The following is a 22,165-nucleotide window of genomic DNA, read 5'->3' on the forward strand; positions in this document are numbered from 1 at the left end:
AACCACGTCGCGGCCGGCGATGGTAGACAAGTTCGGTGACCTCAGCTGACCAACTCGAGGGGCTCGACCTGGCCTCGCTGGATTCCTACCTGCGTTCACTCGGGATCGGGCGCGACGGCGAGTTGCGCGGGGAGTTCATTTCCGGTGGCCGCTCCAACCTGACGTTCCGCGTCTACGACGACGCGACCAGCTGGCTGGTGCGCCGGCCGCCGCTGCACGGGTTGACGCCGTCGGCGCACGACATGGCCCGCGAGTACCGGGTGGTTGCCGCGCTGCAGGACACACCGGTTCCCGTGGCGCGCACGATCGGGTTGTGCGAAGACGATTCGGTGCTGGGCGCCCCGTTCCAGATCGTCGAATTCGTTGCCGGCCAGGTGGTGCGCCGCCGCGCCCAACTCGAATCGTTCAGCCACACCGTCATCGGAGGGTGCGTCGACTCGCTGATCCGGGTTCTCGTCGACCTCCACACTGTCGATCCCAACGCCGTCGGCCTGGCCGACTTCGGCAAGCCCAGCGGGTATCTGGAGCGCCAGGTGCGGCGATGGGGTTCCCAGTGGGCGCTGGTGCGGTTGCCGGAGGATCGGCGCGACGCCGACGTGGAGCGGCTGCATTCCGGTCTGGGCGAGGCGATTCCGCAGCAGAGCCGCACGTCGATCGTGCATGGCGACTACCGGATCGACAACACCATCCTGGACGCCGACGACCCGACAAAGGTTCGGGCCGTGGTGGACTGGGAGCTCTCGACGCTGGGGGACCCGCTGTCCGACGCGGCCCTGATGTGCGTGTACCGCGATCCTGCCCTGGACCTGATCGTCAACGCGCAGGCCGCATGGACATCACCGCTGCTGCCGACGGCCGACGAGCTGGCCGACCGCTATTCCTTGGTGGCCGGTTTACCGCTGGCGCACTGGGAGTTCTATATGGCGCTGGCGTATTTCAAACTCGCGATCATCGCCGCGGGCATCGACTTCCGCCGCCGGATGTCGGATCAGGCGCGTGGCATGGGCGACGCCGCCGAGCACGCGCCCGAGGTGGTGGCGCCGCTGATCTCCCGCGGCCTGGCCGAACTGGCGAAGCTGCCCGGCTAGCGGGCCGTGGCCGCGTGGTGCTTTTTCGCCGCGCGGCGTAGCTGCAAGATCCGTGCGGTGCCGACCGCCACCGTGATCAGCCCGCCGACGACGGCGGCCAGCAAGATCGCCACACCCAGGGGCAGGCTCCAATGCCAGCCCAAGAACCGAAAGTCCGTCGGCACCGTGTTCTGGGTGATGAAGATCAGCAACAGAATCAGGATCACGAAGCCGGCGATCAGCGACGACCACAGCGCACCGGCGCGCGTGAACCCGATAGCGGGTTCCTTCGTGGAGGCGCCGGTCTTGTCCCCGTGGGTGGGCTTGGGGGACGGCTGTCCGGGCGACGCAGGGTTGTGGCTGCTCATAGTGTCATCTTTGCCCGATCCGGCCCAGAATGAAACCGATTCGCGCAACCGATCCTCGCAGGCCAGCGTGCGCCCGCTTCGGGCGTTAGGGTCGGCGGTATGACGCAACCGCCGCGCCTGCACGGCGTGATCGCGCGCGCGGCAGTGCTGCTGACGACGATGTGCGTCGTTGCGGCGTGCAGCAATTCCGACCCGCTGGGAACGCAGGTCCGCAGCCCCACGTCCATCGTCGTCGGCTCCGGGGACTTTCCGGAATCGCAGATCATCGCCGAGATTTATGCACAAGCATTGCAGGCCAACGGGTTTGACATCGGAAGGCGGATGGGGATCGGCAGCCGGGAGACGTATATCCCTGCGCTCAAGGACCATTCCATTGATCTGGTGCCCGAATACATCGGCAACCTGCTGCTGTATTTCGCGCCGCAATCGGAGGCCACCACGCTCGACGCCGTCGAGCTGGAGCTCTACCGGCGCCTGCCGGGCGACCTGTCGATCCTGACGCCGGCACCCGCGACCGACACGGACACCGTCAGCGTGACCAGTCAGACGGCGAACGCGTGGAACCTGAAGACCATCGCCGACTTGACCGCACATTCGGCCGAGGTGAGATTCGGGGCGCCGTCGGCGTTCGCGACCAGGCCGGCCGGGCTGCCGGGGCTGCGGCAGAAATACGGACTCGACGTCCGCCCGGGCAACTTCGTCGCCATCGACGACGGCGGCGGCGCGGTCACCGTGCGCGCCCTGGTCGACGGACGGGTGAACGCCGCCAACGTTTTCACCACCTCACCGGCGATACCGCAGGACCACCTGGTGGTGCTCGACGACCCGGAGCACAACTTCCTGGCGGGAAACATTGTGCCGCTGGTCAATTCGCAGAAAAGGTCGGACCTGCTCAAAGATGTGCTGGACGCGGTGTCAGCGAAGCTGACCACCTCCGGCGTTGCCGAACTCAACGCGGCGGTGTCGGGAAACTCGGGCCTCGATCCCGACGAGGCGGCCCGGAACTGGATACGAGACAACGGCTTCAACCACCCGATCGGAGGATGACGTGATCACCTTCGAAGAGGTCAGCAAGGTCTTCGACGACGGAACCACCGCAGTGGACCGCCTCAACCTGGCCGTTCCCAGTGGGAAGCTGACCGTGTTCGTCGGGTCCTCCGGCAGCGGCAAGACCACGGCCCTGCGCATGATCAACAGGATGATCGAGCCGACGTCGGGCACCATCGCGATCGACGGAATCGACGTCTCCACCCGAGACCCGGTGAAGCTGCGCCTCGGAATCGGCTACGTCATCCAGCATGCGGGGCTGATGCCCCACCAGCGGGTGATCGACAATGTGGCAACGGTTCCGGTGCTGCGGGGGCAGTCGCGCCGCGCCGCCCGCAAAGCCGCCTACGAGGTTCTCGAGCGCGTCGGGCTGGACGTCAAGCTCGCGCGCCGCTACCCCGCGCAGCTCTCCGGTGGCGAACAGCAACGGGTCGGCGTCGCGCGCGCCCTGGCCGCCGATCCCCCGATCTTGCTGATGGACGAGCCATTCTCCGCCGTCGACCCAGTGGTCCGGCACGACCTGCAGAACGAAATACTGCGACTGCAAAGCGAATTGCACAAGACGATCGTCTTCGTCACGCACGACATCGACGAGGCGCTGCGGCTCGGCGAACGGGTGGCGGTATTCAAGGGCGGATCGCTACAGCAGTACGACGAGCCGGCTCGGCTGCTGTCGCGACCGGCAAATGACTTCGTGTCGAGGTTCATCGGTCTGGGCCGCGGCTATCGGTGGTTGCAACGCCTTGACGCGGCCGGACTGCCGCTGCACGACGTCGCCCAGATTAAGACCGAAACTCTGTCCGGGACCGGGCTTTCCGACGGATGGGCCGTCGTGGTCGACGACTCCGGAGCGCCGCTGGGCTGGATCGATGCCGACGGCGCGCGCCGCCACCGCGACGGCACACCGTTGCCGGAGTGCATGAGCGGCGCGGGCTCGCTGTTTCGGCCGCGGGGCAATCTGAGCCAGGCGCTCGACGCCGCGCTGTCGTCGCCGTCGGGGGTCGGCATCGCCGTCGACGACGGCGGCAAGGTGATCGGCGGGGTCTTGGCCGCCGACGTCTTGGCCGCGGTGGAATCCCAACGGGGGAGCCGCTAATGCACTACCTGCTCACCCATCTCGACGACGCCTGGGGGCTGATGATCGTGCACCTGCGGCTGTCGTTGGTGCCGGTGGTGATCGGGTTGGCGATCGCGCTGCCGCTGGGATTGCTGGTCCAGCGCACCCGCATTGCCCGCGGGTTGACGACGGCGGCCGCCAGTGTCGTGTTCACCATCCCGTCGCTGGCGCTGTTCGTGGTGTTGCCGATGATCATCGGAACGCGCATCCTCGACGAGGCCAACGTGATCGTCGCCTTGACGGCCTATACCGCAGCGCTGCTGGTGCGCGCGGTGCTCGAGGCGCTGGACGCGGTCCCGGCACAGACGCGTGACGCCGCCGTCGCGGTCGGCTACCCGCCGATCACACGGATCATGAAAGTCGATCTGCCGCTTGCGGTTCCGGTCCTGGTCGCCGGTCTACGGGTGGTGGTGGTGACCAACATTGCGATGGTCTCGGTCGGCTCGGTTATCGGCATCGGCGGGCTCGGCAGCTGGTTCACCCAGGGGTATCAAACCGACAAGAGCGATCAGATCCTGGCGGGCATCATCGCGCTGTTCGCGCTGGCGGTCGTCATCGACGTGCTCATCGTGTTCGCCGGCCGGCTGGCCACGCCCTGGGTCCGGGCCGTAGGCGGGACCGGTCGCCGCTCGGTCGTCGCTCCCGTCGTGGGTGGCGCGCGGTGAACTTCGTAGACCGGGCGATCTCCTATGTGTTGACCGCAGACAACTGGACCGGGCCGGTAGGGCTTGCGGCCCGCATCCTCGAGCACCTCGAATACACCGCCATCGCGGTTTGCGCCTCGGCGCTGATCGCCGTTCCCGTCGGGCTCGTCATCGGGCACACCGGCCGCGGCACCCTGTTCGTGGTGGGCGCCGTCAACGGGCTGCGCTCGCTGCCGACGCTGGGCGTGCTCCTGTTCGGGACGCTGTTGTTCGGGCTGGGGCTGGGACCGTCGCTGGTGGCCCTGATGCTGCTGGGCGTGCCGGCGCTGTTGGCCGGCACGTATGCGGGGATCGCCAACGTAGACCCGACGGTCGTCGACGCCGCCCGGGCGATGGGCATGACCGAGGGCCAGGTGCTGCTGCGCGTCGAGGTGCCCAATGCGATGCCGTTGATGCTGGGCGGATTGCGCAACGCGACCCTGCAGGTGGTCGCCACCGCGACGGTGGCCGCCTATGCCAGCCTCGGCGGTCTGGGGCGATACCTGATCGACGGGATCAAGGAACGCGAGTTCCACCTGGCCCTGGTAGGCGCGCTGATGGTGGCCGCATTGGCGCTGGTGCTCGACGGGCTGCTGGCGTTGCTGGTGTGGGCGTCGGTGCCGGGCACCGGTCGGCTGCGACGCACTTCCCGGACACTTCCGCAGCGGTTCGCGGGGACGTCTTACGGTAGATGAGTGAACGCAGCCCCCTCCGATCCGTCTCGCCGCGTATGGCAGGCGATGCTCACCTGGCGTGCACAGGACGTCTCCCGGATGGAATCCGTGCGACTCCAGGTGTCCGGCAACAGAATCAAGGCCAACGGCCGCATCGTCGCGGCCGCCACCGACGCCAACCCGGCTTTCGGCGCCTACTACGACCTGCTGACCGATGAAGCCGGTGCCACCAAGCGGCTCGGCATGACCGTCACCCTGGCCGAGCGCGAGCGCGTCTTCTCCTTTGCCCGCGACGAAGAGAACATGTGGTTGGTCACCGACCACCAGGGCGAGCACCGCGCGGCCTACAACGGCGCCCTCGACATCGACGTGGAGTTCAGCCCTTTCTTCAACGCCCTGCCGATCCGGCGCCTCGGCCTTCAGGAGCAGGCGGCGTCGGTCACGCTGCCCGTCGTCTATGTGAACGTGCCGGAGATGTCCATCACCGCGGACACGGTGAGCTACAGCAGCGCGGGCCGTCGCGGCGAGATCAAGGTGCACACCCCGATCGCCGATACCACCGTCAGCGTCGACCACGAAGGATTCATCGTCGACTATCCAGGCTTGGCAGAGCGGATCTGATCACCCCGCCCGCGCGGCCGGCCGCGGCCAATTCCTGACGCCAATTCTCGGCGCCGACGACGACGTGGAAGATGTCGGAGCGCGGGAAGCTGTCGTAACGCGTTCGCGCGGCGTGGCCCGCTTCGATGAGGTCGGCGACCGAGTTGTGGTGGGCCAGGGATTCGCGCGCGCGACTCAGCAGTTCGATGACACGGTCGGCCGTCGGAACCAGTTGGTCGCAGTTGCCCTCGCACATCGCCCGCACCAGATCGGGGGCGGTGGCGGCTACCCGGGTCCCGTCACGGAACGACCCGGCGGCCAAGGCGAACGCCAACGGGACGTCTCCGGCGACGACCGCCAGCGCCTCGGCGAGCAGGTGGGGCAGATGCGAGATGGCGGCCGCGGCGGCGTCGTGTTCGTCGGATCGGGCCGGCACCACCACCGCACCGCAGTCGAGCGCCAACGTCATCACCATCGACCAGACCGTCGGGTCGACATGATCGTCGACACTCACCACCCACGGCGCCCCGGTGAACAACCCGGCGTGGCCGGCGGTCCAACCCGAGTGCGCGGTACCCGCCATCGGGTGGCCCCCGACGAACCGTTCCTGCAGGCCGGCCGCGGCGACCTCGTCGAGCACCGCCTTTTTGACGCTGGTGACGTCGGTCAACGGGCACGACGGGGCCGTGTCCCTGATGTGGGCGAGCATGCCCGCCATCGCCGGCATCGGGACGGCGAGCACGATCAACGCGTCGGAGCCCGCGGCGCGAGTCAGGGTCGCGGTCAGATCCGTGGTGGCGTCGAAGCCGTCGGCGGACGCGGCCTGCGCTCCCTCCACCGAGCGGTTGTAGCCGAAGACTTCACGACCCGCTGCCGTGGCGGCCCGCATGATCGAGCCGCCGATCAGCCCCAGCCCGAGCACACACACCGGTGTCTTAGAAGAAGGGCTCGTCACATTTCAAGGTTGGCACATCCGCTCGCAAACGGTGCGGTCAGCCGTCGCCCCTACCAGGCTCCATCTGGTCAGGGGCCTGGTCAGGGACTACCGTAAGCGGCCATGGGAGCAACACGGGCCTCTGCCCAGGGCCTGTCCGCGGATACGCCGGACGGCTTCGGCGTCGCGGTCGTGCGCGAGGAGGGACAGTGGCGCTGCGCTCCGATGGCCCGTAAGTCGCTGACGAGCCTGTCGGCGGCCGAGACGGAGCTGCGTGAATTGCGCAGCGCCGGCGCGGTCTTCGGCCTGCTCGACGTGGACGACGAATTCTTCGTCATCGTGCGGCCCGCACCGTCGGGGACGCGCCTGTTGCTCTCGGATGCCACCGCCGCGCTGGACTACGACATCGCCGCGGAAGTGCTCGACAAGCTCGACGCCGATATCGATCCCGACGACCTCGAGGATTCCGATCCCTTCGAAGAGGGCGACCTGGGCCTGCTGTCCGACATCGGGCTGCCCGAGGCGGTCTTGGGGGTCATCCTCGACGAGACCGACCTGTACGCCGACGAGCAGTTGGGCCGCATCGCCCGCGAGATGGGCTTCGCCGATCAGCTGTCGGCGGTGATCGACCGCCTCGGTCGGTGATCGACGAAGAGCTGATCCGCTCCGCACTGTCGGTTGCCGCGACGGCGGGTCCCCGTGATGTGCCCATCGGTGCGGTCGTGATCGGCGCCGACGGAACCGAGCTGGCGCGCGCCGTGAACGCCCGCGAGGCCCTGGGCGACCCGACGGCCCACGCCGAGATCCTCGCGCTGCGCGCGGCCGCCGAGGTGCTCGGGGACGGGTGGCGGCTCGAGGGTGCCACGCTGGCCGTCACCGTCGAACCGTGCACCATGTGTGCGGGCGCGCTGGTGCTCTCGCGCATCGGCCGGCTGGTGTTCGGCGCCTGGGAACCCAAGACGGGGGCGGTCGGATCGCTGTGGGACGTGGTCCGTGACCGGCGGCTCAATCACCGCCCCGAAGTGCGCGGCGGCGTGCTGGCACAGGAGTGCGCGGCGCCGCTGGAGGCGTTCTTCGCCCGCCAGCGATTGGGGTGAGACGCGTGCCGTTCGGTAAGCTGCTCGGCGGTGGCGTGTCCGAGCGGCCTAAGGAGCACGCCTCGAAAGCGTGTGACGGCTAAAACCGTCCGAGGGTTCAAATCCCTCCGCCACCGCCAAAAACTACCGGCGCCCCGTCGCAGGTAGATCGTGCTCTCACGATGCACCGATCGTGCGCGCGCCGATCGCTCGCCACCCTCGTTGGCGCTCGATGGTTCGACCCACTAATTTTCCTGAGGTGACGTTTTCAGCTGCTCGTGCAGTCGCACGATGGATCACTCCCTTCCTGACGATCACGGCCGTCACCGGCATCGGCCTTGTCTGCGACCCGGTGCCGGTCCGTCCCGCCCCGACGGTGCGGTTGGTCGCCGATGGCAACCCGTTGGACGGGGCGCCGTTCTACGTCAACCCCACGTCTGCGGCCATGCGCGCCGCGCAACGCGCCGATCCGCCGAGTGCCGAGTTGACCGCGGTCGCCAATACCCCGCAGGCGTACTGGATCGTCCCGGGCGGGTCCGCAGGAACGGTCGGGAAGTACGTCGGCGACGCAGCCGTTGCCGGCGCCATTCCCGTCCTGACGATTTATGGGATCCCCCATCGCGACTGCGGCAGCTTCGCTGCGGGCGGCATGGGATCGGGCGCCGATTACCGAAGCTGGATCGATGGCATCGCCGGCGGTGTGGGCACCTCGCGGGTGGCGATCGTCGTTGAACCCGATGCGCTCGCGATGGCCGACTGCCTTTCAGGTGATCAGCGCCAGGAACGGTTCGACCTGATTCACTACGCCGTCGACACGCTGACAAAGGATCCGAACGCGGCCGTATACGTCGACGCGGGTCACCTGCGCTGGCACAGTGCCGAGGACATGGCCGCCCGGCTCAACCAGGCCGGCGTCGGCCACGCGCGGGGCTTCAGCGTCAACACCGCGAACTTCTTCACCACCGAGGACGAAATCGGTTACGGCGAGGCGATTTCCGGTCTCACAAATGGCTCGCACTACGTAATCGACACGTCGCGCAACGGTGCCGGACCTGCGCCCGATTCCGAGCTCAACTGGTGCAACCCCAGCGGTCGGGCGCTGGGCACTCCGCCCACCGCCTCCACCGCGGGCGCGCACGCCGACGCCTACCTGTGGATCAAGCGTCCCGGCGAGTCCGACGGAACGTGCGGCAAGGGTGATCCGCCGGCCGGCAACTTTGTCAATCAGTACGCCATCGACCTGGCCCGCAATAGCGGCCACTAGCAGGGTCTTTGGCTTAGCCGCGCCGACGGCGGCCGCCGAACGGATCTGGGATTCGCGACCTTTGATGGTTGCAAGTGGGTAACATTTCGTTATCGAAAACAGATAAAGCCAGTATGCGGTACGAGGCAAACATGACGAGGAAAGTTCGGTTTCTCGCGGTCCTCTCGATCTGCACTGCCTTCATGACTGTTTCCGGTGCAGCTGGGCCCGTTGCGCACGCCGACGATGCGGGGACCGCGGTGTACAGCGGCATCAATCAGCTTCGCCAGGGATGCGGGCCGATCAGCGACGACCCGCGTTTGACGGAAGCGGCCCAGCGGCACGCCGACGACATGCTGCGCAGCGGGGTCAGCGGACACATCGGCTCGGACGGCTCGTCGCCGCAGGCGCGGATCGCGCAGGCGGGCTATCGGAGCCGCTCCACGGGTGAAATCGTCTTCTGGGGCACCGGATCCGCCGCGAATCCCCGTGAGGCCCTGGACATGTGGATGCAAAGTCCCCCGCACCGGGCGATCATCCTGAATTGCGCCTTCAACGCAGGCGGCTTTGCCACCGCACGGGACGGCAACAAAATGACCGTCGTCGGTGACTTTGCGGCTTCGTAAACGCTTTCACATCAAGCGGTTTCGGATTTCGGCCGGCAATCACACGTGCGGCAGCCAACCCGAACCATGCGGCGACAGCACAAAGCCGCGACCCTGGGGGTCTTTGCATGCGGTCATGCCTGAGTTATCGACCCCACAGATCACGCCGTCCACGGTGATTGAATGGAACGGCAGAAGTGTTTTGGTCGGTTGTCGGCCAATTACCTTGGATTGTTCGCCCTCGTTCGTCTGCTTTAGGCCCGATGTTGTCCCTATCCAGTTCACTCCGGTGATTCCGGCGGCGGGATTTGACGGCGCTGGCGGTATCGCGGGCAAATTATTACCCCTACACAGTGCTTCATTGGAAATAAAGCTGCAGATGACGCCATCTGGAGTGAGGAAATAGACCGTCTGGTCAGGCGGCTGTCCGGGGTTGGAAATGGAAATGCCGTAATCTTTGACATTCACGGATACATATCCGCTTAGGTCGGGAAAACTGGGAGGGTCGGCATCTGCTGCCGTATAAGACGTACACATCCCAGCGAACATGACGGCCAGCGACACCGCGGCTGAATTGACGACGGTACGCACGTAAGCCCTCCTTGGTACCAAGAGTCTGACGGCTAAACGGGTCGCGTAGACGTTAATCACACGTGGGGCAGCCAACCGGAGCCATGCGGCGACAGCACGAAGCCGCGGCCTTGCGGATCTTTGCATGCGGTCGTGCCTGACTTATCGACCCCGCAGATGATGCCGTCGACGGTGATGGTGTGAGACGGAGGAAGCGTTTTAACGCCGTTTGGTGTGGGACCCGAGGGCGTGATTTGTTGTAAGCGTGACATGGTGCCAATCCAATTCACGCGCTGCGACCCGCGGGATGCAGGTGAAGCCGGCGGGATTCCAGGAAGATTATTTACCGTGCACTGCGCTTGACCTAACAAAAAGCTGCAGACGATGGCATCAGGAGTCAGAAAAAACACCTGGGTAGCCGATATACCTGGGGTGGATGCGTCAACTCTATAGTCCGTGGCATTGACTGGCGTATAGCTGCTGAGATCAGGAAACTGCGGAGCGTCCGCATGGGCTGCGCCCGGTCCCACCAGAAAAGCGCCGATGATTGCGGCGATCGCGGTGAAGTTCTTGACTCGCATATCGTCCCCATCGGTTCAAATTGGACCCTGGTGCCGAACGGTACCTCGACCACTAGCTTGGATTCGGCTGGATGACAATAGTTTCCAATCATCCAGCATTGATCGGGACGGTGCAAGAAATCTCCACAAAATCGAAGCCCGGTTTACACTCCGGGATCATTCGACGCAGTCCCGTCGCGCTTAAAACGCCATGCTGCCAGAGGGTTTGAGCACGAATCCGTGCTGGCCGCGTGTGGTGTCCAGGCATGCGACGAGGTGGTCTGACCCTACTGCACATGTCGCATTTAGGGCGGTCACCTTCTGTCCGACATTCAAAAGCTTCCCGTGCGAGAATTGCGCGCCACACGCTTCGCCCGTCCGAATCAACCCGTAGGCCGGCCCCATACCCGCCGCCGCTGCTCTGCCAACAACGCATGATCCGTTGTCCATTCCCGGAAACTCGCCGTTGCAAGTGATCCCTTGCCCGGACCACGCTGGTATAACCTCGCTTGCCTCGAAGAAGCACGCAATGTTGTAAGGAGTCGAAAAGTACGCGAACGACGGGCCTTTCTCAGGCGGTTCGATGTACCCCTCGACTGGGACAGGTGCGAACTCGCCGAGGTCGGGGAAGCCGGGCGGTTGTGCGGCGGCATGTTGGGGCGCCGACGTACACGACATGGACGCCAAGGCCGTCATTACGGCCAATGACCGCTTGGCCACACTTGCGGCAGCGCGCATTCGAATCCTCCTCAAATCAGGGGGTGACTGTAAACGTCGTTGTATAGGTGCGCGGGTCGTAATGGCCGTCACCATAAGTGCTGACCCGCATCGAAATCACTTCCTTGCCGTTGATCTCTTGTATGCCGGTGATTGTCGGCCCGTAGACTTGCGGCAAATCTTTTGGACTTACGAGTGCCGTCGGTGTGGCGGTCAACAATCCTTGTGGGGTGCTTGCGGTTACGGCCTGGATCGGCAAGGTTTGGTGCCACGGAGTTTCGCCCGCGCCAACTACCATCATTCCGCCCTTGGGTAATGCAACGATTTGGCTCTCACGATTCCCGTTCATAGGGCCGGTAAATGTTCCTTGCTGCTGCAACGAGTTTCCCCACGTGCGGTTCTGGCTAACCGGGGCCGATTGCCACAGCGCACGTTGTCTGTCGGGCGTGTTTCCGAGGATGACCATGCGGCCCGATTGCGCGTCATAAGCTCCGCTGGCCTGTGAGATGCCATGCAAGGTGTACAAGGGCGTCTCGGGATGGCGCAGATCCACAACAACCGTATCGGGAGATGTGTAGCTTTTGTTCGGACTTCCGTCCGGGTTGTGGTAGGGCACGATCGCGTAGAACGCATACTGCTCGCCGTTCGGCCCTATGGCGGTACCGGTCGGAAGTGGCCGACTGTCTTGGGGAACCGGCAACGGGTTCTTCCCGTCATATACGCCGGGAACATGGATATGCGGAAATCCATGTTTGCCGTCCCCACCGAGAGCGATCCCCGTCCCGGGGATCGTGACATCTAAGTCGTCCTGATCCCCGGTGTTCTGACCCTCCATCTTTGGTGGCGTGGCTGGGCCATCAATACTCGGTCCTGCGCCATGCGGAGCGGGGCGTTGAGGTTGGTGACCGTCGACACCCCATATGAGGGAAGGGTCATATCCGTCTCGAGCCAACGTTCCCCGCGACGCGTCCAAAACATCGGTATACAAGCCGCGGATCATCTGCATCTGCTTGAGAGCATCTCGAACGTCGTCCACGGCATCGGCGTGAGCGTCGTCAATCAGTTTCTCCAGTTTGTCGCGTTCGTTCGCGGGGAGGGCTAGCGTCAAATCCTTCTTCGCCGCGCCGATCAATACGTCGAGCACGTGTAGCTGGTGATCCAACGCCGCAATTTCGTCGGCGCCTGCCCTTTGCGCCGCAGCTAAGGCCGTCGCGACGTTTTCCAAATCAAGACCTATCTTTGGCAACTGCTCGGACTGGTAGCCCAATGCTCTGGTTACCTGCTGTACCTCTTCGGACTCGTTGATCGGGTGGGGACCTTCCTGGTGGGTCCAGGCCGCGTCGAAGCGCTTCCGTGCCTGTGCAAACTCCTCGCTGGCCGCAGCGGTGCACCGGCCTGCGTTATGAAAGGCCTCCGCCAAACGGTCGATCTGGTATGGATTACCCGCCTGCAAGCTCTGGTTGATCGCCCACGGATCGCCGCCGGCCGACGCGATCAGTTCGGCTTCGCTCAGGTTTGACAGCGTCATGGCGTCGCGGGCAGATGGCCAACACCGACGATCATCGCCGCCCCCTTCTGAGCTGGCATAAACGCTACTACTGGCAGCGCAACGGCGATCGTTGAATGGTCAAAGCCCAGGCAGGACGATTGGCCCGCCCCTGCTTGTCAGGCCTGGCTGCCGGCCAGCTTCCGGACGGTCAGCACCTCGATGTCTTGGAACGGACGTCCCTCGGGCCGGATCAAGTCGTGGAACCACACCTTCGGAACCGTGGTGTACGGATGGTCCCAGGAATCCCAGGGAAAGTAGGTCTGGGTCTTGCCGGCGACCAGGCCCCAGTTGATGGCGCCGACATTGTGGCGCTTCGCGACGGGCAGGATGCTCTGGACGGTGCTGCCCCGGGGCCGAGCCATGTATTCCGTGCACAGGATCGGCCGGCCCAACGGGGTCAGCTCGTTGATCCGCGACTCGAACCCGGCGGGCTCAGCGTAGGAGTGAAAGGTCACCACGTCGGAGTTGGCGAGCTGGATGTCGCTGATTGCGCTGCGGCCCTGGGGTTGTCCCCAGTCGCCGCGCCACACCCCACTCGTGAGCGGCTGGCTGGGATCGACCGCGCGCGCCCACCGAAACACCTGGGGGAGCAGGTCGGTGACCAGTTGCTCCTTGTCGCTTCGTTCGGTTTTGCGGTATTGGTTCGCAGGGTTGTCGGGTTCGTTCCAGAGGTCCCACCCCAAAACCCGGTTGTCGTTGCGGAATTGGGTCATCACCGCGGTGACGTAGTCGCGCATCACCGGGACGTAGCGGGGGTCGCCGAGGCGTTCGGCGCCCGGGCTTTGCGCCCAGCCCGAGTTGTGCACACCGGGGCGCGGTGCGCGCTGTCGACCCGCGCGGGGTTGCGGATCCCAGCAGGAGTCGAAGAAGACGAACAGCGGTTTGATGCGATGACGGGCCGCGATGTCGACGAATTGCCCTAGGCGCGTTTGGAATCCACGCTGATCGGCGGCCCAGAGCTGATCGTGGAGGAAGACCCGCGCAGTGTTGTGTCCGTAGAACTGAGCCCAGCCGAGCTCGGTGTCGATGCGCCGCGGGTCGAAGGTGTCAGCCTGAAACATCTCGAACTGGTTGATGGCGCTGGCGGGAATGTAGTTTGCTCCGACGAGCCAGCCCTGCGCTTGATACCACCGGTTGGCGCGGTCGGCGGCCCACCGGCCCGCTTCCTCCGCGGAGGCCCGGGGGGCCCGGGCAACTGCGGCGCCCGCCGCCAGCAGCAGGGGGAGTTTCAGGGCCGTTCGTCGTTCCACGATGTGACGATAAGTTTCCGGGGCGATTTCCCCGGGATTTGCTCAGCGCGTCGCGAGAGCTTGAGATAACAATTGTTGCCGGTCGGTCATCGGCGCCGCGAAAAGTTGGCATCCACTGGACATCGTGACCAATCCGTAACCATCGCAACCGGCGCGCCCCGGGCCGCCGTGAATGCCGGCCAGGTTAAAATTAGCCCAGCTATGCGTCAAACACGTTGTCGGACAACGAATCCGACACTGCCCTAGCGCAGCTTGCGGCCGTGGTTGTCCTTGACGCTGCCGGTGAATATCAAGATCGCGTCGACGATCGCCCAGATGATGCTGCCGAGCAGGACGGGAAACCCCAGAAAACAAAACAGGCTGAAGACAATTCCGAACAGCCCCACGCAGAGCTGCGCCACCGCGATCTGAGTCGCGTCGATGTAAAAGCGACCGACGCCGAACATGCCGAGGAAGAGCTGAAGCAGGCCGGCGGTGGTGGCGGACTTGTCCGACAGCGGCAGTCCGGTAATCGGATCGCGGCCAAACGGCGCCTGCGGGTCGACGTATCCCGGATACCCGCCATAGCCCGGATACCCGGGATAAGCCTGCGGGCCCGGATAGCCCGGCGGTGGCGGCGGGCCGGGCGGATTCGGCTGTGGACCGTAACCGGGTGGCTGCCATCCCCACGGTGGCTCATCGGAGGGATTTCCGGGCGGTGGGGGCGGCGTCGACATCGATTCGAGTTAACACGCCCGAGGTCGGGCCGTCCACAACGGCCTCCACAACGGCCTCCGTGGGCCTCGAGGCACAGGCGCGAAAAATCTTGCGGCGCAGTCGGCAAATCCCTTCAAACTTCACCCCTACGAGAGCAATACTGGACGGGTGCCTGATCGAAATGTGCTGGGCGGTCCGCTGGAACCGTGCGGCACAGACCCGCTGACCGGTTTCTACCGCGACGGCTGTTGCTCAACTGGGCCTCAGGACCTTGGACGGCACACGGTTTGCGCGGTAATGACCGCCGAGTTCTTGGAGCACCAGCGCTCCATCGGCAACGACCTGCTGACCCCGGTTCCCGAGTACCGGTTCCCCGGCCTGCTGCCCGGCGACCGCTGGTGCGTGACCGCGCTGAACTGGCTACGGGCGCACTACGACGGGTGCGCGGCGCCGGTGGTGCTGGCGTCCACGCACGAAAGCACCCTCGAAGTCGTGCCCCTGGAGGCGCTGCAGGCGCACAAGATCGACGTCCCCGACGATCTGGCCAACCTGTAGGTGGGTGAACGACGGAATCCCGCCGCGTCTAGCCTCGGTGTCATATCTCTCGCCTGACGCGTCGAAGAGGGGTTCGGAGTGGGTGCTGCGGTCGACGACATCGACTTCGACGATCTGACCGCGCCCCAGTTGACCGACGTTCAGCGTCAGATCCTTAAGTTCACCGAGGCCAAGCGCGTCGACCTCGACATCGACCGGATGCTCGTCGAGGCCATCGAACAGAGCGGCCTGGAGGTCAAAGCCGCCGATCTCGACGACACCGACGGCTTCGTCGACCGGCTGCGCGCGCACGTCGCGGCGATCGAAGCCGACACGGGCCTGCGCCAGCTCACCCGCGGTTCACTACGCGAGCGAATCGTGCGCCTGCTGCGCAACCGGTTGTCGCTCACCGAGTTAATCGCGCGGTATCCCGAGATCGAATCCATCCCGATCGAGCGGCCTTTCATCGTGGTCGGGATGCCGCGGTCGGGCACCACGCATCTGGTGAATCTCATTGCCGCCGACCCGCGCCGGCGCGCGCTGCCGTACTGGGAGAGCCAGGATCCCATCCCCGCCCGCGGGCAGGGCCCCGACATTTTCGGCGTCGACCCCCGCTACGCGCGGGCCAAATCAGAACACGAAGCGCTGATGGCCAGCGCACCGGTGGTGGCCGCCATGCATGACCGCTTCCCCGAGGCGATCGAGGAGGAGGTGGAACTCCTCGACCTTGACCTGGCCTCCTACGTCTTGGAATGGCATGCGCGGGTGCCTGACTGGCGCGACTACTACCTGAGCCTCGACCAAACCCGCCATTACACCTACATGAAAAAAGCGCTGCAGGCGTTGACCTTTCTGCGCGGCCCACGAAGCTGGGTCCTCAAGAGCCCGCAGCACTGCGAGCAGCTCGGCCCGCTGATGGCGACGTTCCCCGACGCGACCGTGGCCTTCACGCACCGCGATCCAGTCGCGGTGATCCAATCGGCGATCACCATGATGGCCTACTCAGATCGGTTGCGCCGCAGTAGCATTGACCCACAGTGGCTGCTGGACTATTGGAGCGATCGCGTGCACCGACTGCTGAGCGCCTGCGTGCGCGACCGTGACCTGGTGGACACCGCACGCAGCATCGATGTCAACTTCCACCAGCTGGGCGGCAACGAGATGCCGGTGCTCGAACGGCTATACGATTGCGGCGGTGTCGAATTGCCGCAGCCGGTGCGCGACTGCTTCCAGCGCTACCTGGACGGCAACCCGCGCGGCAAGCACGGCCGCATCCATTACGAACTGCAACGGCACTTCGGCATCTCGGCCGACGAACTTCGCGGCCGGTTCGGCTTCTACTTCGACAAGTTCGACGTCCGACCCGAATAAAGGAGTCAGCAGCGATGACCGAACCTGTCTATCGCAGCAGGCCCGGCGCCGACGCGATGCGCCCGGCCTCCGCGGAGAAGGCCGAGGAGATCGCCCCCGGAATATGGTGCTCGCCCGGCCTGTCCAACTCGTATCTGCTCACCACGACGCAGGGCCGGGTGATCGTCAACACCGGCATGGGTTTCGAGGGCCCGGTGCATCGAGCCAACTTCGACGCTGTGGACTCGTCGCCCGTGCGTTACATCATCTTCACGCAGGGTCATGTCGACCATGTCGGCGGACTGGACAGCGTGCGCGACCCCGGCACGACCGTTGTCGCGCAAGCGAACTGGACCGCGTGGCGCGACGACAACGACCGCCTGATCCCCTACCGGGCCAGCCGCAGCGCGTTCGCGTTCAAAGAAACGCTCGCCAGCGGCATCGAAGCCATCCAACGCCGCCTCGGGACGACGCGGCTGGCAGGCCAGAGCGTGCCCGTCGTCGACCTCAACTTCGAGGACACGCTGACGTTGGAACTCGGCGGCCGACGGATGGAGCTGATCTCGGTGCCCGGCGGGGAGACCACCGACTCGCTCGTCGTCTGGTTGCCGCAGGAGCGAATCTGTCTGTGCGGAAATACCTTCGGGCCATTGTTCGGGCACATCCCCAACCTCGTCACCATGCGAGGAGACCGCTACCGGGATGCGCTGACGGCCATCGCTTCGGTGGAACGGGTCCGCGACCTGCAGCCCGAGCTGCTGGTCACCGGACACTTCGAGCCCGTCGCGGGGGCCGAGCGCATCCACGCCGAACTGACCCGGCTGCGCGACGCCATCGAGTACATCCACGATCAGACGGTCGCCGGCATGAACGTCGGCAAGGACGTCCGCACGTTGATGCGCGAGATCACCGTGCCCGCGGAATACGAAGTGGGCCAAGGCTATGGGAAAGTCGCCTGGGACGTACGCGCCGTCTGGGAGAACTACTCGGGTTGGTTTCACCACGAATCGACCACCGAGCTGTACCCGGTCGGATTCGACGCCGTCGCCACCGACGTGGTCGAACTCGCCGGCGCCGATGCACTGCTGGATCGTGCCCGGGATCACCTGGCTGCCGGTCGTGAGCTGCACGCGATCCACCTCGCGCAACTCGTGCCCTCGGAGCATCCGGAGGCTCGCGATGTGCTGCGGCAAGCGCATGAGAGACTCCTCGCCGCCAGCACGAACTTCTGGGAAAGCGCCTGGCTGCGCGACCAGATCGCGAGGAACTCATAACATGCTGTTGACGGTGCTGCGGTTCAATTTTGCATCCCCACAAGGGGATCCACGCTTACAGGGCGAACTCCTTTCCGCTGCTTTGGAATTGGCGCAGTGGGGCGAAACGCACGGCATCACCTCCATCAGTGTCGACGAGCATCACGCGACCGGGCACGGGTGGAGCTGCAATCCGATCATGGCCGCGGCGATGTTCTTGGCACGAACCTCGACGCTGATCGCCAGCGTCGATTGCGCGTTGGGGCCGCTGTGGAACCCGGTCAGGCTTGCCGAAGACATCGCGCTGGTCGACAACATGAGCCGGGGCCGGCTGCACACCACGGTGGGCCTGGGGTACCGCACCGTCGAATACGACGCTCTCGGAACCGATTTCGCCCGCCGGGGCGCGCTGATGGACAGCCTGCTGGAGCGGATGCTGGCGGTCTGGTCCGGTGACGATCCTGACGCGGGCATCTGCACCGGCACGTGGACCCGCCCGCACCCACCGCTGTACGTCGGCGGCGGTGCGCGCGCCACGGCCCGCCGCGCGGCCCGGTTCCGGCTGCCGCTCAGCCTCGCCGATCACCTGCCCGAGATCGCCGCCTACTACCGCGAGCTATGCGCCGAGGCCGACATGGCGCCCTTCATTCTGATGCCGGGTCCGGTCAACCGCGGAATGATCTACCTGCACGAGGACCCCGAGCGCGCGTGGGAGGAACTCGGCGACCACATCCTTTGGGAGGCGGTCACTTACGGCGGGTGGTCAACGGATCAGCGTTCACTCATGCACCTGCCGGGCGTTCAAACCCTGGACCAGGTCAGGGCGTCGGGGCGATACCGCTTCCTGACTCCAGAGCAGCTGATCACCGAGGTGCGTGAGGCGCAGAATTACGGCCCGCTCGTCATGCACCCCCTGGTCGGAGGCATGCCCGTTGAGGAAGCGTGGAAGTCGGTCCAGTTGCTTACCGACAAGGTGCTGCCCGTGTTGGCCTGACGGCTAACCGTCGCGGCGTTGCTCGAGCCAGTCGGCCAGCGAACGCCCGGCGTCCAAGACGTGTCGTTCGGCGATCGCACGGGCCCGTTCGGCGTCCTTGTCACGCAGCGCGTCGAGAAGCTGTTGATGCTCGTCGAGCGAATGCTTTTCGTGCTCGGGGAACAGGGTGAGGAAGTTGCTCGGCACCACCCGGGCGACCTGCTTGATCTGATTCAGCAGGCGAGGCGAGTGCGCGGCGCGGTGGATCATCTGATGGAAATGCCAGTTGGCTTCTCCGATGGTGTCGTCACCGGATCGCGCGACGACGTCGGCCGCGAGTTCTCGTAGGGTGGCGAGCTCCGCGGGCTCGATCCGCTCGGCGGCCCACGCCGCGGCCTGCCCGGTCAACACCCCGAGGATGGTGAAGCTGTCCAGGACGTCGTCCGGGCTGATGCCGAGCACCGTGACCCCGCTGCGCGGGGCGACCTGAACCAGGCCCTCGAAGGACAGCTCCAGCAGCGCCTCGCGCACCGGCGTGCGGCTGGTGGCGAATTCGGCGGTGATGGCGTCGAGGTCGACGCGTGAGCCGGCGGGCAGGACGCCGGTCAGGATGCGGTCGCGAAGCTCGCGGGCGGCACGCTCCCGGACCGTCCCGGAGATGTCGATCCCTGAGGTCGAAGCCACCTGGGGATAATACCAAACGACAGGTTTAGCATTTGATATCTGAAATATCAGATGTTACGTTTCAAACATGCGAACCGACAAAATGGCGCTCGTCGCCTTTATGCAGGCCGGCAGCACCTCGGTGTACGCGGGCTCGTGGCGGCACCCCGCGACCGAACACCGCTACCTGGACGCGTCCTACTACGCCAAGATCGGCCGCCAACTCGAAGAGGGTTGTTTTGACCTGATGTTCTTCGACGACCGCCTGGCCATGCCGGGGGTCTACGGCGGATCGGTGGGCGAGGCCGTGCACTACGGCGCCCGGCCGGTCAAGCTGGATCTGAGCGTGATCCTCGGGGTGCTCGCGCAAGCCACCTCGAAGATCGGGCTGGGCGCCACGTACTCGACGACCTATTACCAGCCGTTCCACGTGGCGCGCACGTTCGCCTCGCTCGACCACCTTTCGGGCGGACGCGCGGCGTGGAACGTGGTCACCTCGGTCAACGACAGCGAGGCGCAGAACTTCGGTGTGGACGCACACCTCGGTCACGACGAACGCTACGACCGCGCCGACGAATTCATGGACGTGGTGACCGGCCTGTGGGACACCTGGGAGGACGAGGCCGTCCTGCTCGACCGGGTGTCCGGCCAGTTCGCGGACCCCGCCAAGGTGCACGAGCTGGGGCACGTCGGCCAGTTCTTCTCCGCGCGGGGCCCGTTGACCGTGCCGCGTACCCCGCAGGGCCGTCCCGTCATCATCCAGGCCGGGTCCTCTGGCCGTGGCCGCGAATTCGCTTCTCGGTGGGCCGAATTGATCTTCACCGGGGACCCGGGCATCGAGGTCGCGCGTAGCCACTACGCCGATCAAAAAGACCGCATCGCCGACGCCGGTCGCGATCCCGGCGCCGTGCGCATCTGCCCCATGGCCTACGCGGTGGTGGGCGAATCCGAATCCCACGCCAAGGATCGCGAAGCCATGTTCCTCAACGACCTCGTGCATCCGATGGCCTCGCTGACGCTGTTGTCGGAGCTGATGAATTACGACTTCGCGCAACACGATCTCGACGACCCGGTGACCGACGAACTGCTCGCTTCGGTCTCCGGCATCCGCGGGCTGGTGCAGAACCTGCGCACCCATATCGGTGGGGACACTGTCACGCTGCGCGACCTTGCCAACCATCGCGCCACCCTCCTGCAGGGGCCCCGCTTCGTCGGCACCGGCGAACAGGTCGCCGACCAGATGGCCGACTGGTTCGAAAGCGGCGCCTGCGACGGATTCGTCTTGGCCGCAACGCATCTGCCCGGCGCGTTCGAAGACGTCGTGCGCATGGTGGTGCCCGAGCTGCAGCGGCGCGGGCTGTTCCGCACCGAATACGAAGCCTCCACGCTGCGCGGTCATCTCGGGCTGCAGCGTCCCTCGAACACCCGCGTGGCCGCCGGTGCCCATGCTTGACGGGCTGCGGGTGCTCGACCTCGCCACGCTGGCCGCCGCGCCTCTGGTGGCCACCTATCTCGGGGAGTTCGGCGCCGACGTGATCAAGGTCGAGGAGCCGCGCCACGGCGACCCGATCCGCGGCTGGGGCAATCAGCGCGACGGGGTGGGCCTGATGTGGAAGTCGATCGCACGCAACAAACGATCGATCACGCTGGACCTGCGCAGCGCCGAAGGCCAGGCGCTGGTGCGCCGTCTGGTGGAGCACGCCGACGTTGCCATCTTCAATACCCGCCCACAGACCCTGCGCAAGTGGGGTCTGGACTACGAGAGCCTGCGCGCGGTCAACGAGCGCATCGTGATGCTGCATATCACCGGCTACGGGCTGAGCGGGCCGAAGAGTGAGCGCCCGGGCTTCGGCACGCTGGGCGAGGCGATGAGCGGGTTCGCGCACATCACCGGCCAGGCCGGTGCGCCGCCGACCCTGCCGCCGTTCATGCTGGCCGACGGCGTCGCGTCGCTGAACGCCGCCTACGCGGTGATGATGGCGCTATATCACCGCGACGTGCACGGCGGGCCCGGACAATTGATCGATGTCAACCTGATCGATCCGCTGGCCCGGCTGCTGGAACAGACGTTGTTGGGTTACGACCAGTTGGGCCTGGTGCCCGAGCGGGCCGGCAACCGGTGGGATATTTCCGCCCCGCGCAACACCTATCGCACCGCGGACGGCAGGTGGCTGGCCATGTCCGGCAGCTCGCCGGCGTTGGCGCTGCGGGTGTTCCGGGCGATCGGCAGGCACGATCTGCTCGACGACGCCGACTTCTCCGACCCGCAGCGACGGCTGGCGCGGGCCCGCGAGGTCGATGCCGTGGTCGCCGATTGGGTTGCCACCAAGACGCTTTCGGAAGCCATGGTCGCCTTCGAAGCGCACGAGGTGGCCGCGGCCCCGGTGTATGACATCAGCGACCTGGTCGCCGACGAGCAGCTGGCGCATCGTGAGGTGTTCATCTCGGTCGACGACCAACAACTCGGACCCATGACGGTGCAGGCTCCCGTTCCGCGTTTCTCGTCGTCGCCCGGCACGGTCGCTCATTTGGGACCGCGCCTCGGCGAGCACAACACCGAGGTGTACGGGGAGCTGCTCGGCATGAGCCACGACGAAATCGACGACCTGCACGCCCGTGGCGTGTTGTGACAAAAG

At 65.7% G+C, this 22,165-nt stretch carries 24 protein-coding genes and 1 tRNA gene; 17 read left to right on the forward strand and 8 right to left on the reverse strand.

All coding sequences use genetic code 11. From position 1 onward, the window contains the following. The first annotated feature begins 35 nt into the window (after positions 1-35). The gene (locus ACZ50Z_RS23845; protein WP_464485761.1) at positions 36-1,088 is read left to right on the forward strand and encodes a phosphotransferase family protein; all 1,053 of its coding nucleotides are present in this window, start codon (positions 36-38) and stop codon (positions 1,086-1,088) included. On the opposite strand, the gene ACZ50Z_RS23850 is transcribed toward ACZ50Z_RS23845, so the two are convergent. Continuing rightward, a complete protein-coding gene (locus tag ACZ50Z_RS23850; RefSeq protein ID WP_464485762.1) occupies positions 1,085-1,435 on the reverse strand; it encodes a LapA family protein in 351 nt (116 codons plus the stop codon). The two genes, ACZ50Z_RS23845 and ACZ50Z_RS23850, sit on opposite strands and share 4 nt — an antisense overlap. Positions 1,436-1,534: 99 nt before the next feature. On the opposite strand from ACZ50Z_RS23850, the gene ACZ50Z_RS23855 reads away from it, so the two are divergent. From ACZ50Z_RS23855 to ACZ50Z_RS23875, 5 genes are read left to right on the forward strand one after another with little or no spacing between them, the layout of a single operon-like run. Continuing rightward, positions 1,535-2,482, forward strand: a complete 948-nt coding sequence (locus tag ACZ50Z_RS23855) for an ABC transporter substrate-binding protein (RefSeq protein ID WP_464485763.1) — start codon at positions 1,535-1,537, stop codon at positions 2,480-2,482. Between the two features lies 1 nt (position 2,483). After that, positions 2,484-3,578 carry an ABC transporter ATP-binding protein gene (locus ACZ50Z_RS23860; RefSeq protein ID WP_464485764.1) on the forward strand — a complete coding sequence of 365 codons (1,095 nt, stop codon included), beginning with the start codon at positions 2,484-2,486 and terminating at the stop codon, positions 3,576-3,578. Then, entirely contained in the window at positions 3,578-4,264 is a 687-nt protein-coding gene (locus ACZ50Z_RS23865; protein ID WP_464485765.1) for an ABC transporter permease, read from the forward strand. The genes ACZ50Z_RS23860 and ACZ50Z_RS23865 overlap by 1 nt, the downstream gene beginning before the upstream one ends. Next, the gene (locus tag ACZ50Z_RS23870) at positions 4,261-4,977 is read left to right on the forward strand and encodes an ABC transporter permease (RefSeq protein ID WP_464485766.1); all 717 of its coding nucleotides are present in this window, start codon (positions 4,261-4,263) and stop codon (positions 4,975-4,977) included. The genes ACZ50Z_RS23865 and ACZ50Z_RS23870 overlap by 4 nt, the downstream gene beginning before the upstream one ends. Further along, the gene (locus tag ACZ50Z_RS23875) at positions 4,978-5,577 is read left to right on the forward strand and encodes a putative glycolipid-binding domain-containing protein (protein WP_464485767.1); all 600 of its coding nucleotides are present in this window, start codon (positions 4,978-4,980) and stop codon (positions 5,575-5,577) included. On the opposite strand, the gene ACZ50Z_RS23880 is transcribed toward ACZ50Z_RS23875, so the two are convergent. Beyond that, positions 5,540-6,484 (reverse strand): prephenate dehydrogenase, encoded by a 945-nt coding sequence (locus ACZ50Z_RS23880; RefSeq protein WP_464486379.1) that lies wholly within the window; start codon positions 6,482-6,484, stop codon positions 5,540-5,542. The genes ACZ50Z_RS23875 and ACZ50Z_RS23880 overlap by 38 nt on opposite strands. A gap of 129 nt (positions 6,485-6,613) precedes the next feature. On the opposite strand from ACZ50Z_RS23880, the gene ACZ50Z_RS23885 reads away from it, so the two are divergent. The 5 genes from ACZ50Z_RS23885 (at position 6,614) to ACZ50Z_RS23905 (ending at position 9,435) form a co-directional block, all read left to right on the forward strand. Then, positions 6,614-7,135: a tRNA adenosine deaminase-associated protein gene (locus ACZ50Z_RS23885; RefSeq protein WP_464485768.1), complete on the forward strand. Its 522-nt coding sequence runs from the start codon at positions 6,614-6,616 to the stop codon at positions 7,133-7,135. Then, a complete protein-coding gene (locus ACZ50Z_RS23890) occupies positions 7,132-7,587 on the forward strand; it encodes a nucleoside deaminase (protein ID WP_464485769.1) in 456 nt (151 codons plus the stop codon). Before ACZ50Z_RS23885 ends, ACZ50Z_RS23890 begins: the two co-directional genes overlap by 4 nt. Positions 7,588-7,616: 29 nt before the next feature. After that, positions 7,617-7,706 (forward strand) — tRNA-Ser (locus ACZ50Z_RS23895). Between the two features lie 119 nt (positions 7,707-7,825). Continuing rightward, positions 7,826-8,830 (forward strand): glycoside hydrolase family 6 protein, encoded by a 1,005-nt coding sequence (locus ACZ50Z_RS23900; protein WP_464485770.1) that lies wholly within the window; start codon positions 7,826-7,828, stop codon positions 8,828-8,830. A gap of 131 nt (positions 8,831-8,961) precedes the next feature. Further along, positions 8,962-9,435, forward strand: coding sequence for a CAP domain-containing protein (locus ACZ50Z_RS23905; protein ID WP_464486380.1), 474 nt, complete (start codon positions 8,962-8,964; stop codon positions 9,433-9,435). 39 nt (positions 9,436-9,474) lie between these two features. On the opposite strand, the gene ACZ50Z_RS23910 is transcribed toward ACZ50Z_RS23905, so the two are convergent. The 5 genes from ACZ50Z_RS23910 to ACZ50Z_RS23930 form a co-directional block, all read right to left on the reverse strand. Further along, positions 9,475-9,951: a hypothetical protein gene (locus ACZ50Z_RS23910; RefSeq protein WP_464486381.1), complete on the reverse strand. Its 477-nt coding sequence runs from the start codon at positions 9,949-9,951 to the stop codon at positions 9,475-9,477. A gap of 110 nt (positions 9,952-10,061) precedes the next feature. After that, positions 10,062-10,565, reverse strand: coding sequence for a hypothetical protein (locus tag ACZ50Z_RS23915; protein WP_464485771.1), 504 nt, complete (start codon positions 10,563-10,565; stop codon positions 10,062-10,064). A 733-nt stretch (positions 10,566-11,298) separates the two neighbouring features. Continuing rightward, positions 11,299-12,789, reverse strand: a complete 1,491-nt coding sequence (locus ACZ50Z_RS23920) for a putative alpha/beta hydrolase (protein ID WP_464485772.1) — start codon at positions 12,787-12,789, stop codon at positions 11,299-11,301. Positions 12,790-12,926: 137 nt separating this feature from the next. Next, positions 12,927-14,060, reverse strand: a complete 1,134-nt coding sequence (locus ACZ50Z_RS23925) for a cellulase family glycosylhydrolase (RefSeq protein ID WP_464485773.1) — start codon at positions 14,058-14,060, stop codon at positions 12,927-12,929. Between the two features lie 242 nt (positions 14,061-14,302). Then, positions 14,303-14,776 carry a TM2 domain-containing protein gene (locus tag ACZ50Z_RS23930; protein WP_464485774.1) on the reverse strand — a complete coding sequence of 158 codons (474 nt, stop codon included), beginning with the start codon at positions 14,774-14,776 and terminating at the stop codon, positions 14,303-14,305. Positions 14,777-14,924: 148 nt separating this feature from the next. Between ACZ50Z_RS23930 and ACZ50Z_RS23935 the strand changes: the two genes are divergently transcribed. From ACZ50Z_RS23935 to ACZ50Z_RS23950, 4 genes are all read left to right on the forward strand, one after another. Further along, positions 14,925-15,311 (forward strand): DUF2237 family protein, encoded by a 387-nt coding sequence (locus ACZ50Z_RS23935; protein WP_464485775.1) that lies wholly within the window; start codon positions 14,925-14,927, stop codon positions 15,309-15,311. Positions 15,312-15,389: 78 nt separating this feature from the next. Further along, entirely contained in the window at positions 15,390-16,661 is a 1,272-nt protein-coding gene (locus tag ACZ50Z_RS23940) for a sulfotransferase family protein (RefSeq protein ID WP_464485776.1), read from the forward strand. Between the two features lie 14 nt (positions 16,662-16,675). Then, a complete protein-coding gene (locus tag ACZ50Z_RS23945) occupies positions 16,676-17,914 on the forward strand; it encodes an MBL fold metallo-hydrolase (RefSeq protein WP_464485777.1) in 1,239 nt (412 codons plus the stop codon). A gap of 1 nt (position 17,915) precedes the next feature. Beyond that, positions 17,916-18,887, forward strand: coding sequence for an LLM class flavin-dependent oxidoreductase (locus ACZ50Z_RS23950; RefSeq protein WP_464485778.1), 972 nt, complete (start codon positions 17,916-17,918; stop codon positions 18,885-18,887). 3 nt (positions 18,888-18,890) lie between these two features. Here the strand turns inward: ACZ50Z_RS23950 and ACZ50Z_RS23955 are convergent, their stop codons facing one another. Next, positions 18,891-19,550: a GntR family transcriptional regulator gene (locus ACZ50Z_RS23955; RefSeq protein ID WP_464485779.1), complete on the reverse strand. Its 660-nt coding sequence runs from the start codon at positions 19,548-19,550 to the stop codon at positions 18,891-18,893. Positions 19,551-19,617: 67 nt separating this feature from the next. On the opposite strand from ACZ50Z_RS23955, the gene ACZ50Z_RS23960 reads away from it, so the two are divergent. Both ACZ50Z_RS23960 and ACZ50Z_RS23965 read left to right on the forward strand, forming a co-directional pair. Beyond that, positions 19,618-20,982: an LLM class flavin-dependent oxidoreductase gene (locus ACZ50Z_RS23960; RefSeq protein WP_464485780.1), complete on the forward strand. Its 1,365-nt coding sequence runs from the start codon at positions 19,618-19,620 to the stop codon at positions 20,980-20,982. After that, positions 20,975-22,159: a CaiB/BaiF CoA transferase family protein gene (locus ACZ50Z_RS23965; protein WP_464486382.1), complete on the forward strand. Its 1,185-nt coding sequence runs from the start codon at positions 20,975-20,977 to the stop codon at positions 22,157-22,159. Before ACZ50Z_RS23960 ends, ACZ50Z_RS23965 begins: the two co-directional genes overlap by 8 nt. Positions 22,160-22,165: the final 6 nt, after the last annotated feature.

The sequence above is a fragment of the Mycobacterium sp. NTMscope_MAC_269 genome (assembly GCF_976985695.1).